14 protein-coding genes and 1 tRNA gene are annotated in these 15,643 nt (G+C 71.1%); 5 read left to right on the forward strand and 10 right to left on the reverse strand.

Annotated elements, in window-relative coordinates:
• The first annotated feature begins 20 nt into the window (after positions 1-20).
• Positions 21-869, forward strand: coding sequence for a PAC2 family protein (locus tag BV453_RS14425; protein ID WP_025103432.1), 849 nt, complete (start codon positions 21-23; stop codon positions 867-869).
• 13 nt (positions 870-882) lie between these two features.
• On the opposite strand, the gene BV453_RS14430 is transcribed toward BV453_RS14425, so the two are convergent.
• Positions 883-1,713 (reverse strand): undecaprenyl-diphosphate phosphatase, encoded by an 831-nt coding sequence (locus BV453_RS14430; RefSeq protein ID WP_085607482.1) that lies wholly within the window; start codon positions 1,711-1,713, stop codon positions 883-885.
• A 47-nt stretch (positions 1,714-1,760) separates the two neighbouring features.
• Positions 1,761-3,056 carry a M20/M25/M40 family metallo-hydrolase gene (locus tag BV453_RS14435; RefSeq protein ID WP_249521898.1) on the reverse strand — a complete coding sequence of 432 codons (1,296 nt, stop codon included), beginning with the start codon at positions 3,054-3,056 and terminating at the stop codon, positions 1,761-1,763.
• A gap of 113 nt (positions 3,057-3,169) precedes the next feature.
• Here BV453_RS14435 and BV453_RS14440 point away from each other — a divergent pair.
• Positions 3,170-3,252 (forward strand) — tRNA-Leu (locus BV453_RS14440).
• Positions 3,253-3,354: 102 nt separating this feature from the next.
• Here the strand turns inward: BV453_RS14440 and BV453_RS14445 are convergent.
• Both BV453_RS14445 and BV453_RS14450 read right to left on the reverse strand, forming a co-directional pair.
• Entirely contained in the window at positions 3,355-4,452 is a 1,098-nt protein-coding gene (locus BV453_RS14445) for a VIT1/CCC1 family protein (RefSeq protein WP_126893227.1), read from the reverse strand.
• 130 nt (positions 4,453-4,582) lie between these two features.
• On the reverse strand, positions 4,583-6,325 hold the full coding sequence (locus BV453_RS14450) for a DEAD/DEAH box helicase (protein ID WP_029989244.1): 1,743 nt from the start codon (positions 6,323-6,325) through the stop codon (positions 4,583-4,585).
• A gap of 145 nt (positions 6,326-6,470) precedes the next feature.
• Here BV453_RS14450 and BV453_RS14455 point away from each other — a divergent pair, with 145 nt between their 5' ends.
• Positions 6,471-7,298, forward strand: coding sequence for an SGNH/GDSL hydrolase family protein (locus BV453_RS14455; protein WP_025103427.1), 828 nt, complete (start codon positions 6,471-6,473; stop codon positions 7,296-7,298).
• 9 nt (positions 7,299-7,307) lie between these two features.
• Here BV453_RS14455 and BV453_RS14460 read toward each other — a convergent pair whose 3' ends face one another.
• Positions 7,308-8,114 carry an RNA methyltransferase gene (locus BV453_RS14460; RefSeq protein WP_249521899.1) on the reverse strand — a complete coding sequence of 269 codons (807 nt, stop codon included), beginning with the start codon at positions 8,112-8,114 and terminating at the stop codon, positions 7,308-7,310.
• Positions 8,115-8,179: 65 nt separating this feature from the next.
• Here BV453_RS14460 and BV453_RS14465 point away from each other — a divergent pair, with 65 nt between their 5' ends.
• Both BV453_RS14465 and BV453_RS14470 read left to right on the forward strand, forming a co-directional pair.
• Positions 8,180-9,019 (forward strand): Sir2 family NAD-dependent protein deacetylase, encoded by an 840-nt coding sequence (locus tag BV453_RS14465; RefSeq protein WP_085607476.1) that lies wholly within the window; start codon positions 8,180-8,182, stop codon positions 9,017-9,019.
• Entirely contained in the window at positions 9,016-9,603 is a 588-nt protein-coding gene (locus BV453_RS14470) for a histidine phosphatase family protein (protein ID WP_025103424.1), read from the forward strand. The genes BV453_RS14465 and BV453_RS14470 overlap by 4 nt, the downstream gene beginning before the upstream one ends.
• 8 nt (positions 9,604-9,611) lie before the next feature.
• Here BV453_RS14470 and BV453_RS14475 read toward each other — a convergent pair whose 3' ends face one another.
• Genes BV453_RS14475 through BV453_RS14495 form a run of 5 tightly spaced genes read right to left on the reverse strand, consistent with a single transcriptional unit; the run spans position 9,612 to position 15,554 of the window.
• Positions 9,612-10,418, reverse strand: coding sequence for a CoA ester lyase (locus BV453_RS14475; protein WP_025103423.1), 807 nt, complete (start codon positions 10,416-10,418; stop codon positions 9,612-9,614).
• The gene (locus BV453_RS14480; protein ID WP_371512203.1) at positions 10,415-10,897 is read right to left on the reverse strand and encodes a MaoC family dehydratase; all 483 of its coding nucleotides are present in this window, start codon (positions 10,895-10,897) and stop codon (positions 10,415-10,417) included. The genes BV453_RS14475 and BV453_RS14480 overlap by 4 nt, the downstream gene beginning before the upstream one ends.
• A 15-nt stretch (positions 10,898-10,912) precedes the next feature.
• Positions 10,913-12,061, reverse strand: a complete 1,149-nt coding sequence (locus BV453_RS14485) for an acyl-CoA dehydrogenase family protein (RefSeq protein WP_283399081.1) — start codon at positions 12,059-12,061, stop codon at positions 10,913-10,915.
• Complete coding sequence (locus tag BV453_RS14490; RefSeq protein WP_249521901.1) at positions 12,061-13,995, reverse strand: biotin carboxylase N-terminal domain-containing protein; 1,935 nt, start codon at positions 13,993-13,995, stop codon at positions 12,061-12,063. Before BV453_RS14490 ends, BV453_RS14485 begins: the two co-directional genes overlap by 1 nt.
• A gap of 5 nt (positions 13,996-14,000) precedes the next feature.
• Positions 14,001-15,554, reverse strand: a complete 1,554-nt coding sequence (locus BV453_RS14495) for a carboxyl transferase domain-containing protein (RefSeq protein ID WP_051582212.1) — start codon at positions 15,552-15,554, stop codon at positions 14,001-14,003.
• Between the last annotated feature and the right edge of the window lie 89 nt (positions 15,555-15,643).

Below are 15,643 nucleotides of genomic sequence, written 5' to 3' on the forward strand. Positions count from 1 at the left end.
GACCTCGAAGGGAGTACGGCATGGACGTTCTCGGTTCGCGCATCATCATCGCCGCCTTCGACGGCTGGAACGACGCCGGTGAGGCCGCGACCGGAGCCGTCGGCGCGCTGCAGGCGGCGGGCGGCTACGACCTCGTGCACTCGGTCGACCCGGAACTCTACTTCGACTACCAGTACACGCGACCCGCCACCCGGCTCGACGCCGAGGGCCGCCGTCAGATGACGTGGCCGGAGGCGGGGCTGTGGCGTCCGCGCGAGCCAGGACCCGGCCCCGAGTTCTGGCTCCTCACCGGTGCCGAGCCCGCGCGCACCTGGCAGGCGTTCGCGTCCGAGTTCATCGACGTCGCCCTGCGCGACGACATCACCGGCTTCGTGACCCTCGGCGCCATGCTCTCCGACGTGCCGCACACTCGCCCGATCTCGATCTTCGCGTCGAGCCAGAACGAGCAGGTCCGGGAGGCGCATGCGCTGGAGCGGTCGGTGTACGAGGGCCCGGTCGGCATCCTCACCGTTCTCGAGCACTTCGCCGAGAACGCGGGCATCCCCTCCGTGAGCCTCTGGGCGAGCGTCCCGCACTACGTCGCCTCTGCCGCCCCTTCGCCGAAGGTCACCCTGGCCCTCCTCGACCGTCTCGAGGAGCTGACCGGGGTGGATGTCGACCGCCGGCACCTCCGCACGGAAGCCGCGGCCTGGGAGGCGTCGATCGATGCCGCCGCATCCGAGGACGAGGACATGGCGGAGTACATCCGGCAGCTGGAGCGCACGCGGGACACATGGGACTCCCCCGATGCGTCGGGAGACGCGATCGCCCAGGCCTTCGAGCGCTACCTGCGGCGCCGCGACGACGGCCGCGGCGACCGCAAGCGCTGATCAGGCGTCCGGCTCAGGCCGAGGCCGGGATCACGCCCATCGCGAGCAGCACGAGCAGCACGCCGCCGAGCAGGATCCGGTAGATCACGAACGGCAGGAAGCTGCGCTTCGAGATCCAGTTCATGAAGAACGCGATCACGCCGAGCGCGACGACGAAGGCGACCCCTGTCGCGGCCATCGTGTCGCCGAGCGAGAAGAAGGACGGCTCGCCCCAGCTCTTGAACAGCTGGTAGAAGCCGCTGCCGAACACGGCCGGGATCGCCAGCAGGAACGCGTAGCGGGCGGCGGCGGCGCGCTCGTAGCCGAGGAACAGCCCCATGGTGATCGTGCCGCCGGACCGCGAGACGCCGGGGATGAGTGCGAGTGCCTGGGCGAGTCCGAAGGCGATGCCGTGCGGGTAGGTCAGATCGTCGAGCGTGCGGCGCTTGGCTCCGACGTGGTCGGCGATGCCCAGGAGGATGCCGAACACGATGAGCATGATCGCCACGATCCAGAGCGAGCGGAAGACGGTCTCGATCTGGTCCTGGAACAGGAGTCCGAGCAGCACGATCGGGATGCTGCCGATGATGATGAGCCACCCCATGCGCGCGTCCGGGTCGTTCCGCGGCACCTTTCCGGCGAGGGACCGGAACCACTGGGAGATGATGCGGACGATGTCGCGCCAGAAGAACACGACGACGGCGGCCTCGGTGCCGATCTGCGTGATGGCGGTGAACGCCGCGCCCGGGTCCTCCCCTGAGGGCAGGAACGTCCCCACGACCCGCAGATGGGCGCTGGAGGAGATCGGCAGGAACTCGGTGAGACCCTGGACGATTCCCAGGATCAGAGCTTCGAGCAGGTGCATGGAGAGGCCTTCGTCTTTCGGGGCGGCACGGAGCGCGTGGACGCCGCTCAGTACGTGCGCAGCAGATCGGCCAGCACCCGCTGACCGAAGACAAGTGAGTCTACGGGCACCCGCTCGTCGACTCCGTGGAACATCCCGGTGAAGTCGAGATCGGCCGGCAGGCGCAGCGGGGCGAAGCCGTAGCCGGTGATGCCGAGCGTGGCCAGCGCCTTGTTGTCGGTTCCCGCGCCCAGGAGGTACGGGATGACAGGGACACCGGGGTCGTGCCGCCCCAGCGCCGCCACCATCGCCTCGACGAGCTCCCCTGTGAACGGCGTCTCCATGCCGATGTCACGGACCACGGTCTCGATCCGGATGTCGTCACCCACGATGCGCTGGAGCTCCGCGAGCACGTCGTCCTCGGTCCCCGGGATCACGCGGACGTCGATCAGCGCCTCGGCGCGCTCCGGGATGACGTTGTGCTTGTAGCCGGCGGTGAGAGCCGTCGGGTTGGTCGTCGTGCGGAACGTGGACCGGAGGAAGGCCTCAGCCGGACCGGCCGCGGCGGCGAGGGCGTCGGGGTCGTCGGCGCTCCGGCCGCTCAGCGCGCTCAGGCCCTCGAGCAGCGCTCCCGTCGTCGGCGTGAGCCGGACCGGCCACCGCGTCCGGCCGATGGCGGCGACGGCCTCGGCGAGCTTCGTGACGGCGTTGTCCTCGTGCAGGCGACTGCCGTGCCCCGCCCGACCGGTGGCGACGAGACGGATCCAGATCAGGGCCTTCTCCCCCACCTGCAGCAGGTACGCCCGACGGTCGTCCACCGAGATGGAGTAGCCGCCGACCTCGCTGATCGCGGCCGTCGCCCCGGCGAACCACTCCGGCCGGTCCTTCACGACGAGCGCGGAGCCCTCGACCCCGCCGTTCTCCTCATCGGCGAAGAACGCCAGGACGAGGTCGCGCTCCGGCTGCTCCCCCGCGCGCAGGATGTCGGCCACGGCGGTGAGGATCATCGCGTCCATGTTCTTCATGTCGACCGCGCCGCGACCCCACAGCATGCCGTCCTGCACGGTGCCGGCGAACGGATCCACCGTCCAGTCCTCGGCGACCGCGGGCACGACGTCCAGGTGGCCGTGCACGACGAGAGCCGGCTTGGTGCGGTCGCGGCCCGGGACCCGCGCCATGACGTTCGTGCGCCGCGGGATGGGCTCGTAGTACTCGACCTCGAGTCCCAGCTCCTCCAGGTACGCCCCGACGTACTCGGCCGCCTCGCGCTCCCCTTTCGCGTTGCCGCCGCCGTAGTTGGAGGTGTCGATGCGGATGAGGTCGCTCGCGACGCGGGCGACCTCCGGCAGGGAGGAATCGGTCATGGACTCAGGCTATCGAAACCGCGTGCCACGCCCGGGCGTCACGCTCGGTTCGAGACGCCTCCGAGAACGTGCTAATCTCATTCTTCGGTCGGCAACGATCAAATCCAACACCTGCGCGGGTGGCGGAATGGTAGACGCGCTAGCTTGAGGTGCTAGTGCCCGATAGGGCGTGGGGGTTCAAGTCCCCCTCCGCGCACAGAGAGCGAAGGCCCCGGATCCACGGATCCGGGGCCTTGGTGGTTTCCGGTGCGGTCATGGCGGTGCGCTGCGGTCCCGCGCGAGCGGGACCGCAGGACCGTCACACCGCGCCGACGCCGAAGAGCAGACCCAGCGCGTAGGTCACCGCAGCCGCGCCGAACCCGATGGCGAGCTGCCGCAGGGCCCGCCGGAGCGGCGGTCCTCCGGAGAGGACGCCGACCATCGCACCGGTGCTGAGCAGCGCGACGCCGACCAGCACGAGCGCGAGCACGATCGCCGCGGTGCCCTCCATGCCGAAGATCCAGGGCAGGACGGGCACGATCGCGCCGGAGGCGAAGAGGAGGAAGCTGGAGATGGCCGCCGTCCAGTCGTTGCCGACGACCTCGTGGGCGTCGCCGCCCTGGACGGCCACCGGCCCCGTAGCCGCACGCCGGACGCCTTCCTGGGCCGCCTGGACGATGCGACGGGCCCGGGCCAGCGACTCGCCCTGATCCATGCCGCGGGCGCGGTACACGAGCGCGAGCTCGTTCTCGTCGATGTCGAGGTCGGCCGCGGCCGCCGCGGCATCCTCGTTCGCCTCGGTGGCCGTGAGGAGCTCCCGCTGCGACCGCACGGACACGAACTCCCCCGCGCCCATCGACAGTGCGCCCGCGAGGAGACCCGCGATGCCGCTGAACAGGACGAAACCCGAGCTCACGCCGGTGGCGCCGATGCCGAGCACGAGGGCGAGGTTGCTGACGAGACCGTCGTTCGCCCCGAAGACGGCCGCGCGGAAGGAGCCGGAGAGGCGCCGGCGGCCGCGCGCGGCGAGACCGCGGACGACCTCGTGGTGGACCTTCTCGTCGGCGCGCATGGCCGGGGTGGCCCAGCGCTCGGCGTCGTACGGAGAGCGGGCCTCGGCGCTCTGGGCGAGGGCGAGGACGAAGATCGAGCCGAAACGGCCGGCCATCCACCCCAGGAGGCGGGAACGGACCCCGGCCCGCGGCAGGCGCGTCGGTTCGCCGCCCAGCAGGTCGAGCCAGTGCTTCTCGTGCCGGCGCTCGGCCTCGGCGAGCCCGAGCAGGATCGCCCGCTCCTCCCCCGACCGGCGGGCCGCGAGGCGCTGATAGACGGCGCCCTCCGCCCGTTCCTCGACGAGATAGCGAGCCCAGCGCCGTCGATCGGCGGCCGTGGAATCGGCTGCGGCAGGGGCTGTCATGGAACCTCCAGGTGTCACGGTGCCCGGCGTCCGGGCAACCGTTCCACGCTATCCGCGCGGTGCCGCGCCGGCCGCGTCCTGGCACGGATTGCCAGCATTTCGGGGATCCGAAGCAGCGACCGGAAAGTGCTCAGGAGCGGACGCGCTTGCGCAGCACCTCGATGCGGGACTGCAGCTGTGTCACGGTCGCCTGCGCCACCGCCGGACCGCCGCAGATACGACGGAGCTCGGCATGCACGGCGCCGTGCGGCTGGCCCGACTGCCGGGCGTAGAGGCCTACCAGGCTGTTCAGCAGTTGGCGCTGCTCGCGCAGGGTGCGATGCAGCGGCGCCGGCAGTGTCGTCGTCTGCGTCGGGTCGGCCTGGGCCTCCCGGACCTCGCGGTGCCGGGACTGGCGGGCCTGCCGCTGCATCAGGAGCTCGTGCACGTGCTCGGGCTCGAGCAGACCGGGGAAGCCGATGAACTCCTCCTCCTCGGGCGTGTTCGGCTCGGCGAGCTGGCCGAACTCCTTCCCGTCGAACACCATGCGGTCGAAGTGGGCGACGGAGGAGATCGCCTGGTAGCTGAACTCCTGGGTCAGCGCGTCGGAGGCCTCGTCCTCGCGGTTCGCGCTCTCCAGCAGCGAGTCCTCGAGGCCGTCGTCGTCCTTCGACTGACGGTCGAGCGCGTGATCGCGCTGCTTCTCCATCTCGTTCGCGAGCTTCATCAGCACGGGGACGTGCGGGAGGAAGACGCTCGCCGCCTCGCCTCGACGACGCGCCCGCACGAAGCGGCCGATGGCCTGAGCGAAGAACAGCGGGGTGGACGACGATGTCGCGTACACGCCCACCGCGAGCCGCGGCACGTCGACGCCCTCCGAGACCATGCGCACCGCGACCATCCACCGGGCGGTGCCCTCCGAGAACTTCTCGATACGCTCGGAGGCGGTGGCGTCGTCGGACAGCACGATCGTCGGCTGCTCACGGGTGATGCTGTGCAGGATCTTGGCGTAGGCCCGGGCGACGGTCTGATCCGTCGCCAGCACGAGTCCGCCAGCATCGGGGATGTGGTGCCGGATCTCGGTCAGACGGCGATCCGCCGCGGAGAGCACAGCAGGCATCCAGTCGCCCTCGGGGTCGAGGGCCGTTCGCCAGGCCTGCGAGGTGACGTCCTTCGTGTTGTCCTGTCCCAGATGGGTCTCGAGTTCGTCGCCGGCACTCGTCCGCCACCGCATCTTCCCGGCATACATGTGGAAGAGCACGGGACGGACGACGCCGTCCGCGAGAGCGCGGCCGTACCCGTAGGCGTAGTCGGTGCTGGAGACCCGGGCTCCGGTCTCGTCCGGGAGGTACTCCACGAACGGGATCGGTGCGGTGTCGCTCCGGAACGGGGTCCCCGAGAGCAGCAGTCGGCGTTTCGCAGGTCCGTAAGCATCGCGGATCGCGTCGCCCCAGCTCAAGGCGTCGCCGCCGTGGTGCACCTCATCGAGGATGACCAGGGTCTTCGCGTCCTCCGTCAGGTGACGGTGCACCGACGACTTCGCGGCGACCTGCGCATACGTGACCACGACGCCGTGATAGTGCCGCGCCGGTGCCCAGTCGCTGTTGCGGAAGCGCGGGTCGAGCCGGATGTGGACGCGGGCGGCGGCGTCGGCCCACTGGGTCTTCAGGTGCTCCGTGGGTGCCACGACGATGACCCGGTTCACCTCGCCCATGCGCATGAGCTCGACCGCGAGGGTGAGCGCGAACGTGGTCTTGCCGGCGCCCGGTGTGGCGGCCACGAGGAAGTCACGCTGGTCGGCCTGGAAGTACGCGTCCAGAGCCTCCTGCTGCCATGCCCGCAGCTTGTTCGCCGTTCCCCACGGGGCGCGCTGAGGGAAGGACGGAGAGAGCATCGACTCCACGATAATCGCTCCCACTGACACCGCGGCATCCGCCAGGGTGCCGCGCGCGTCCCCCTCGAAAGCACCGGCACGGGTAGGCTCGGTCACTGCGCGGCGGTCACCACCGTGCGCGCACGCCTTCGCGAAGGAGAGCCGGATGAGCGATCAGGAATCGACCAGGACCCCGTACGTCGCGAACGAGACCCCGCACCCGTGGCGCCGGTTCGTCGCGATCGGCGACTCGTTCACCGAGGGCATCGGCGACCCGGACCCGGCGGCCCCCGGGGGTCACCGCGGCTGGGCCGATCGCGTCGCCGAGGTACTCGCCCAGCAGGTCGACGACTTCGCCTATGCCAACCTCGCCGTCCGAGGAAAGCTCATCGCGCAGATCGTCGCCGATCAGGTGGAGCCCGCCGTTGCGCTGCGCCCCGACCTCATCTCGATCTGCGCGGGCGGCAACGACGTCATCCGCCCCGGCACCGATCCGGATGCCATCGCCGCACAGCTGGAGGACGCGGTGGCGCGCCTGTCGTCCACCGGCGCGGCCGTGGTCGTGTTCACCGGCATCGACACGGGGTTCACGCCGGTGTTCCGTCCCTTCCGCGGCAAAGTCGCGATCTACAACGAGAACGTCCGCGCGATCGCGGAGCGCCACGACTGCATCGTCGCGGACCAGTGGGCACTGAAGGTCGTGCAGGATGCGCGATTCTTCGACGACGATCGCCTGCACTACAACGCGCTCGGCCACCACGAGGTCGCGCGGATGGTGCTCCGCGCCCTCAACGTTCCGAACGACCTCGAGGCCATGCAGCCCGAGCCGCTGCCGCTGCGGACCTGGCGTGCCGCCCGCAGCGAAGACCTCGGCTGGGCCCGGGAGCACCTCGTGCCCTGGGTGCTCCGCCGGCTGCGCCACCAGTCGTCCGGCGACCACATCGCTGCCAAGCGCCCCGAACCCTCCCCGGTCATCCTCCCCGGCAAGGAGTGACGCGCACTCTCACTCCGCGGGAGCGAGTGCCCACAGCGCCACGGCGGCGGCCGAGGCGACGTTGAGCGAATCCACGCCGCCGGCCATCGGAATGGTGACCACGGTGTCCGCGCTGTCGAGCGCGGTCCGCGTGAGACCGTCGCCTTCGGCTCCGAAGAGCAGCGCCACCTTCTCGGGCCGCTGTGCCGCATACATCCGGAGATCCACGGCTGTGTCACTGAGTGCGAGGGCAGCGATGTCGAAGCCCTGCTCACGGAGATCCGAGACCGCCGACGACCACTCGTCGATCCGGGTCCAGGGCACCTGGAACACCGTGCCCATGCTCACCCGGACGCTGCGACGGTAGAGCGGGTCGGCACAGCGCGCCGACACGAGCACCGCATCCGCCCCCAGGCCGGCGGCGGCGCGGAAGGCGGCGCCGACGTTGGTGTGATCGCCGAGGTCCTCCAGCACCAGCACCAGCCGGGCGTCGCGCACCACGTCGGCGACCGGCGCCAGAGCCGGACGGCGCATGGCGGCGAGGGCTCCGCGGTGGACCTGATAGCCGGTGACCTGTTCCGCGACCTCGTCCGGGACCACGAGCACCGGAACGGCGCGCTCCCCCAGGATGCGCCGCACCTCGTCGACGCGCCGGGCCGAGACCAGCACCGATCGGGGTTCGTGCCCGGCGGCCAGCGCGCGCTCGATCACCTTGGCGGTCTCGGCGATGTAGAGTCCCTCCGCGGGCTCGCGGACGGCGCGGAGGGCGGTGTCGGTGAGGCCGCGGTAGTCGTCCAGCCGCGGGTCGTCGATGTCGGTCACATGCTGGAGGTCCACCGCTCCACTCTGCCATCCCGGTTCTCGTCCACCCCGCGCCCCGTAGACTCGATCGAGGAGGTCCTGTGAGCGTGACGAACACCGCTGAGCCGTCGGCTGAGCTCTCCCACGCCGCCGACCTGCTGCGCGGCAAGCGGATCGCCCTTCTCACCGGCGCCGGGATCTCGACCGACTCCGGCATTCCCGCCTACCGCGGCGAGGGGGCGCGCACCCGCAGCGACCCCATGACGATCCAGACCTACCTCGGCGACGAGGCCGCCCGGCGCCGCTACTGGGTCGGCGGCCACCTCGGCTGGCGGGCGTTCGCGCAGGCCGCCCCGAATCCCGGCCACCGCGCCCTCGCGGAGATGGAGTCCAGGGGCGTGGCCTCGGGTGTCATCACCCAGAACGTCGACGGACTGCACCTCCGCGCGGGCAGCTCGCACGTCATCGAGGTGCATGGGACCATGCGCCGCGTGCTCTGCCTGCACTGTGGTCAGGTGTTCGACCGTCGGGACATCGCCGTGCAGATCGAGGAGCGCAACCCCTGGATCACCGTCCCGGAGAACGTGGCGCTGGCCCCGGACGGCGACGTGCTCCCGGAGAGCACCGAGGGCTTCGTGGTCCCGACCTGCACCGTGTGCGCGGGCATGCTCAAACCCGACGTGGTGTTCTTCGGAGAGTATGTGCCGCAGGATCGCTTCCGTGCCGCCGAATCGTTGCTGCGCTCCAGCGACGCGCTCATCGTGGCCGGCTCCTCTCTCGTCGTGAACTCCGGCGTGCGCCTCGTGAACCGGGCGCGTCGACGCGGCATCCCTCTGATCATCGTCAATCGCGAGCCGACCCGCGCGGACGCCTGGGCCGATGTCACCATCGCCGCCGGCACCAGCGACGTGCTCCCCGCCCTGCAGGAGATGCTGTCGTGACCTATCTCACCCTCATCCGCCACGGTCAGACCGACTGGAACCTCGCCCGCCGCATCCAGGGGTCGACCGACATCCCGTTGAACGAGACGGGCCGCGAGGACGCGCGGTGGGCGGCAGAGAAACTCGCCGGCACGACGCACCATGCCGTCTACACGAGCCCGCTCGTGCGGGCGAGCGAGACCGCCGGCATCATCGCGGAGCGCCTGGGCTTGGAGATCGCCGGCGTGGTCCCCGACATCCGGGAGCGGGAGTTCGGCGAGGGCGAGGGCATGCTCGTCCCCGACTACATCTCGACCTACGGCGACTGGCACGCGGAGGTCCCCGGCGCGGAATCGCTGCACGAGGTCGGCGTCCGCGCCATCGCGGCGCTCCACCGCATCGCGCGCGACGCCCGGCGGAGGTCGGCGCCGCAGGCGGAGTCGGTGCTCGTGGTGACCCACGGCGGAGTCATCCGCGCCGTCATCGACCATGTCTCCGGCGGTACGCTCCCCCGGGACGGCGAGGTGCTGCGCAACGGCTCCGCGCACCGGTTCGTCGCGGCACCCGGCTACCTCCGGCTGCTCGAGGAGACGCCCGTCCTCTGACGGGACGGTCAGCCGGCGCGGGAGACCACGGCGCGCGCGTGGCGCAGGACGGGCTCGTCCACCATGCGCCCCCGGAAGCGGAACACACCGCGCTCCTGCGCCGCAGCGGCGAGCACCTCGCGCGCCCATGCCACGGTCTCGGCGTCCGGGGCATATGCCGCCCGGATGACCGCGACCTGACTCGGATGGATGCATGCCGTCGCGCGGAACCCCGACGCCGCCGCATCGTTCGCCTCCCGCTCCAGCCCCGCGGTATCGCCGATGTCGACGTGCACCGCGTCGATCGCCGCCTTGCCGTGCGCACCGGCCTCCAGGAGCACCCGGGAGCGGGCGTAGCGCGCGATGTCGCGGTAGCCGCCCTCCGTGTTGCGGGACGAGGTGCCGCCGAGGGAGGCCACCAGATCCTCCGCGCCCCACATCAGTCCGGCGACCGCCGGGTGCGCGGCGATCTCGGGCGCCGCATGGATTCCGCGCGCCGTCTCGCACAGCGCGAGGAGGGTGAAGCCCGCGTCGAAGGCGTCCAGGCCCTCCGCGCTCTCCGTCTTCGCCACCATCACGGTCCGGAACGGCGAGCGAGCCAGGGCCTTGAGGTCGTCCGCGAACGCCGCGGAGTCCGGCGCATTCACCCGTACGATGACGCGCGCGGGGTCGAGGTCCGCGGCGACGATGTTCTCGCGGGCCTCGCTCTTCGCCTCCGGCAACACGGCGTCCTCCAGATCGAGGATCACGGCATCCGCCCGCTCCTGGGCCTTCGCGAAGCGTTCCGGGCGGTCCGCCGGGCAGAACAGCAGGGCAGGGCCGAGTTCGAAGGTCATGCGGCGTCCTCCTCCGGCCGGCAGCGCACCAGCACCGTCCGGACGGCCGTCGCGACCACCGTGCCGTCCTGGTTGCGTCCGGTGTGCGCAATCTGCACGACGCCCTGGCCGGGACGGGACGACGAGAGCCGCTTGTCGACGACGACGCTCTCGGTCGTGAGCGTGTCCCCGGCGAACAGCGGATGCGGGAAGGCGATGTCGCCGAGGCCGAGCTGCGCCACCAGCGTCCCCTGCGTGAGCTGGGCGACCGAGGAGCCCACCATCGTCGACAGCGTCCACATGGAGTTCATGAGGCGCGCGTGGAACGGTTCCTGGGCATCGGCGAACGCCGCGTCCAGATGCAGCGCCTGGGTGTTCATCGTCAGCGTCGTGAAGAGGACGTTGTCCGCCTCCGTAGCCGTGCGACCGGGGCGGTGCACGTACCGGACGTCGGTCTCGAACTCCTCGTAGTACAGGCCGCGCTGCACGACCTCGCGCATGGTCATGCCTCCACGCTACCGGGCGAGTCCGAGCGCCCTGGCGATCACGAGGAGCTGGACCTCGGTGGTCCCCTCGCCGATCTCGAGGATCTTGGAGTCACGGTAGTGGCGCGCCACCGGGAACTCGTTCATGAAGCCGTTGCCGCCGAAGATCTGCGTCGCATCGCGGGCGTTGTCCATCGCGGCCTCGCCCGCGACGAGCTTCGCGATGGCCGCCTGCTCGGCGAACGCCTCTCCCGCGTCACGGAGGCGTGCGGCGTGGTGCCAGGCGAGCCGTGCGGTATGCACGCGCGCCCTCATCCGCGCCAGCGTGAACTGGGCGTTCTGCCGCGTGCTGAGGGCGCTGCCGAAGATGGTGCGGCTCTTGGCGTACTCGACCGCCGCCTCCAGGCACCCCTCCGCCGCGCCGGTCGACAGGGCGGCGATCGCGATGCGGCCCTCGTCCAGGATGCTGAGGAAGTTGCGGAACCCGCTCCCCCGCTCGCCGAGGAGATTGCCCGCCGGCACCCGCGCTCCGTCGAACGTCAGCGGATGGGTGTCCGACGCGTTCCACCCCACCTTGTCGTAGGGCGGCTCGACCGTGAATCCCGGCGTACCGTTCGGGACGATGATCGTCGAGATCTCCTTGCGTCCCTCGCTCTGGCCGGTGACCGCGGTGACCGTCACGAAACGGGTGATCGGAGTGCCCGAGTTGGTGATGAACTGCTTGGAGCCGTCGATCACCCACTCGTCGCCGTCGAGCCGCGCCGTCGTGCGCGTCGCCCCGGCGTCGCTCCCGGCCTCGGGCTCGGTGAGTCCGAACCCGGCGAGGGCGCGACCGGCGAGGAGATCCGGCAGCAGCTCGCGCTTCTGCTCCTCCGTGCCGAAGCGGAAGACGGGCATCGCCCCTAGGCTCACCCCGGCCTCGAGGGTGATCGCGATCGACTGGTCGACCCGTCCCAGTGCCTCGATGGCGAGGCCGAGCGCCATGTAGTCGCCGCCCTGCCCGCCGTACTCCTCGGGGAAGGGCAGTCCGAAGAGGCCGAGCTCCCCCATCTGCCGCACGACGTCCATGGAGAGCGTGTGCGTGCGATCCGCCTCGTACGCCTGCGGAGCGACGACCGTGTCGGCGAGCTCGCGTACCATCGCGGCGAGCTCGCGCTCCTCCTCGGTGAGATCGTGCATCATCGGTCCTCCTCCGTCATCGTCACGCGGGCGACCGGTTGGTCGCGCCGCACCTGGTCGCCGACCGCGACCAGCAGCCGCACCACGCCGTCGTGCGGCGCGAGCACGGGGTGCTCCATCTTCATCGCCTCGATCGATACGAGGGGCGCTCCCGCGCGGACCGCCGCCCCGTCCTCGACGTGAACAGCCACGACCCCGCCGGGCATCGAGGCGCGAGCCTCGGGCTCCGTGGCCCTGGCTTCGCGTTCCGCGGCGGCGAGGCGCCTGCGCATCCGGCCGCGGCGGTCCAGGGGACGCAGCCGGAGCGTCCGCCCTTCCTCGCTGACCCATACCGCGCCCTCGGCGTCGCGGGCCACGTGCACCCGGTCGGCGCGCACCAGGGGTGGCGTCGCGCGCACGATCTCTTCGTCGTCCGTGAGCAGGGCGACGGGTTCGGGGGCGCACGGCGCCGCTCCGAGACGCCATCCCGGGAGGCTGTGCCACAGCGGGCCGGCGCCCTCTCGCGCGGTGACCGTCGCGGAGCGGGTCTGCACGACGCCGGCGGCCGCCGCGAGTTGCGCCGCCGACGGGGGCACCGGTGCGAGCGGGAGCAGGGTCTCGATGAGGCCGGTGTCGAGGTCTCCCTCGCGCACACGGCGGTCCTGAAGCAGCTGGCGCAGGAACGCGATGTTCGTCTCCACGCCCAACACCACGGTGCGGGCAAGGGCGTCGTCCACGCGCTGCAGCGCCGTCTCCCTGTCCTCCGCCCACGCGACGACCTTCGCGATCATCGGGTCGTAGAACCCGCTCACCACACTCCCGGACTCGACGGCGGCATCCACCCGGACGCCCGGAGGCGCCTCGAAGAGCAGCACGGTCCCCGTCGAGGGCAGGAACCCCCGTTCCGGCGACTCGGCGTACACCCGCGCCTCCACGGCATGGCCCGTCGTGCGGGGCTCGACGTCGAGCTTCTGTCCATCGGCCATGCGGAGCTGCAGCGCGACGAGGTCGAGTCCGGTGACCTCCTCGGTCACCGGATGCTCCACCTGCAGCCGGGTGTTCATCTCGATGAAGAAGACGTCTTCCGGGGCGTCCGCGTCGACGAGGAACTCCACGGTGCCGGCCCCGACATAGGCGACGCTCTCCGCTGCCCGCACCGCCGCCGCGAGCAGCCGGTCGCGGGTCGCGGACGGGATCCCGGCGGACGGCGCCTCCTCGACCACCTTCTGATGACGACGCTGGAGCGTGCACTCGCGCTCGCCGAGCGCCACGACGGTGCCGTGGGCGTCGCCGAACACCTGCACCTCGATGTGTCGCGGTCGACGGATGAGACGTTCCAGGATGAGCGCGTCGTCGCCGAAGGCGGATGCCGCGACCCGTCGGGCGGAGCTGAGCGCGCTCGCCAGACCCGTGCTGTCGGCGACGACCTCCATGCCCTTCCCCCCGCCGCCCGCGCTCGGCTTCACCAGGAGCGGGAATCCGACAGCCTCCGCCTCCTCGCGGATCTCCGCGTCGGACAGCCCGCGCGCGTCGAACCCCGGCACCACGGGCACGCCGCTGCGGCTCACGTGCTCACGGGCTCGCGCCTTGTCCCCCATGATCTGCAGCGCCTCGACCGTGGGACCGATGAAGACGATGCCGCTCTCCGCACACGCCTCCGCGAGCCCGACGCTCTCGGAGAGGAATCCGTAGCCGGGATGGATGGCCTCCGCTCCGGAGGCACGAGCCGCCGCGATGACGGCATCGATGTCGAGGTACGACTCCGCGGCCGGTGCCGGACCGATCCGCACGGCGGCATCCGCCTCGCGGACGTGCGGCGAGTCCGCGTCCGCGTCGCTGTAGACCGCGATGCTGCGGATGCCGAGCTCGCGGAGGGTCCGGATGATCCGGCGCGCGATCTCGCCGCGGTTCGCGACGAGGACCGAGGAGAACGAGAGTTCGGGTGAAGGCGACATGGGGCTCACATCCGGAAGACGCCGAAGCGCGGCTCGGGCAGAGGGCAGCGGGCGACGACGTCCAGGGCGAGTCCGAGGAGGTCACGGGTCTGCTCCGGATCGACGATGCCGTCGTCCCAGAGCCGTGCGGTGGCGTAGTACGGCTCGCCCTGCTCTTCGTACTGCGCCCTGATCGGCTCCTCGAACGCCGCACGCTCCTCCGCGGTCCACGACTCCCCTCGCGCCGAGAGCTGGTCGTCCTTCACGGTGGCCAGCACCGAGGCGGCCTGGGGTCCGCCCATGACCGAGATCCGGCTCGCGGGCCAGGTCCAGAGGAACCGCGGAGAGTAGGCACGTCCGCACATCGAGTAGTTGCCCGCTCCGAAGGAGCCCCCGATGATGACGGTGAGCTTCGGGACGCGGGTGGTCGCGACGGCCGTGACCATCTTCGCCCCGTCTTTCGCGATGCCACCGGCCTCCGCATCGGAGCCGACCATGAACCCGGTGATGTTCTGCAGGAAGAGCAGGGGGATGCCCCGCTGATCGCAGAGCTCGATGAAGTGCGCGCCCTTGAGCGCGGACTCGCTGAACAGCACGCCGTTGTTCGCGACGATGCCGACGGGGTGGCCGTGCAGCCGCGCGAAACCCGTCACCAGTGTGGTGCCGTACTCGGCCTTGAACTCATGGAAGGTGTCGCCGTCGACGAGGCGTGCGATGACCTCGCGCACGTCGTAGGAGGCGTTGACGTCCACCGGAACGACGTCATACAGGGAGCCGACCTCCGCGGGCGGTCGACTGTCGCCGACGTCCCAGGCCGGGGCGAGCGGCGGCGGCAGCGTGGCGACGATGTCGCGGAGGATCTCCAGGGCGTGCTCGTCGTCGTCGGCCAGGTGATCCACGACGCCGCTGCGACGGGCGTGCAGCTCCCCTCCCCCGAGCTCCTCCGCCGTGACCACCTCGCCGATCGCCGCCTTCACCAGCGGCGGCCCGCCCAGGAAGATCGTGCCCTGTCCCCGGACGATGACGGTCTCGTCGCTCATCGCCGGAACGTAGGCGCCCCCGGCCGTGCACGAGCCGAGGACCGCTGCGAGCTGCGGGATTCCCTGCGCGGACAGCCGCGCCTGGTTGAAGAAGATGCGTCCGAAGTGCTCCCGATCCGGGAACACCTCATCCTGGCGGGGAAGGAAGGCGCCGCCCGAGTCGACGAGGTAGAGGCAGGGCAGGCGGTTCTCGAGGGCGATCTCCTGCGCGCGCAGATGCTTCTTCACGGTGAGCGGATAGTAGGTCCCGCCCTTCACGGTGGCGTCGTTGCAGACCACCATGACGTGCCGGCCGTGGACCAGGCCGATGCCGGCGATGACACCGGCCCCGGGCGCCTCGCCGCCGTACAGGCCGTCGGCCGCGAGCGGCGCGACCTCGAGGAACGGGCTGTCCTCGTCGAGGAGGCGCGCCACCCTGTCGCGAGGAAGCAGTTTGCCGCGGGCCACGTGTCGCTCACGCGAGGCGGCCGGCCCGCCCTGCGCTGCCGCGGCGAGACGGTCGCGGAGCTGCTGGGCGAGCGCTTCCTGGGTTGCCGGCATCGTGACGTCCTCCTCGACCCACGTCGCGCCGGGTGGGAGCCTGGCGCGCTGCATGCATTCTCGGTTAGTGTTCACTAACCCGTTGATTC

The organism is Microbacterium sp. ER1, assembly GCF_023383675.1.
In the GTDB taxonomy this organism is placed as follows: domain Bacteria; phylum Actinomycetota; class Actinomycetes; order Actinomycetales; family Microbacteriaceae; genus Microbacterium.

Bases quoted from the DNA above. Each gene is read 5' to 3' on its own strand.
- BV453_RS14435 (WP_249521898.1), bottom strand. From the start codon at position 3,056: ATGACCGATTCCTCCCTGCCGGAGGTCGCCCGCGTCGCGAGCGACCTC.
- BV453_RS14425 (WP_025103432.1), top strand. From the start codon at position 21: ATGGACGTTCTCGGTTCGCGCATCATCATCGCCGCCTTCGACGGCTGG.
- BV453_RS14430 (WP_085607482.1), bottom strand. From the start codon at position 1,713: ATGCACCTGCTCGAAGCTCTGATCCTGGGAATCGTCCAGGGTCTCACC.
- BV453_RS14490 (WP_249521901.1), bottom strand. From the start codon at position 13,995: ATGTCGCCTTCACCCGAACTCTCGTTCTCCTCGGTCCTCGTCGCGAAC.
- BV453_RS14445 (WP_126893227.1), bottom strand. From the start codon at position 4,452: ATGACAGCCCCTGCCGCAGCCGATTCCACGGCCGCCGATCGACGGCGC.
- BV453_RS14450 (WP_029989244.1), bottom strand. From the start codon at position 6,325: ATGCTCTCTCCGTCCTTCCCTCAGCGCGCCCCGTGGGGAACGGCGAAC.
- BV453_RS14455 (WP_025103427.1), top strand. From the start codon at position 6,471: ATGAGCGATCAGGAATCGACCAGGACCCCGTACGTCGCGAACGAGACC.
- BV453_RS14480 (WP_371512203.1), bottom strand. From the start codon at position 10,897: ATGCGCGAGGTCGTGCAGCGCGGCCTGTACTACGAGGAGTTCGAGACC.
- BV453_RS14495 (WP_051582212.1), bottom strand. From the start codon at position 15,554: ATGCCGGCAACCCAGGAAGCGCTCGCCCAGCAGCTCCGCGACCGTCTC.
- BV453_RS14485 (WP_283399081.1), bottom strand. From the start codon at position 12,061: ATGCACGATCTCACCGAGGAGGAGCGCGAGCTCGCCGCGATGGTACGC.
- BV453_RS14475 (WP_025103423.1), bottom strand. From the start codon at position 10,418: ATGACCTTCGAACTCGGCCCTGCCCTGCTGTTCTGCCCGGCGGACCGC.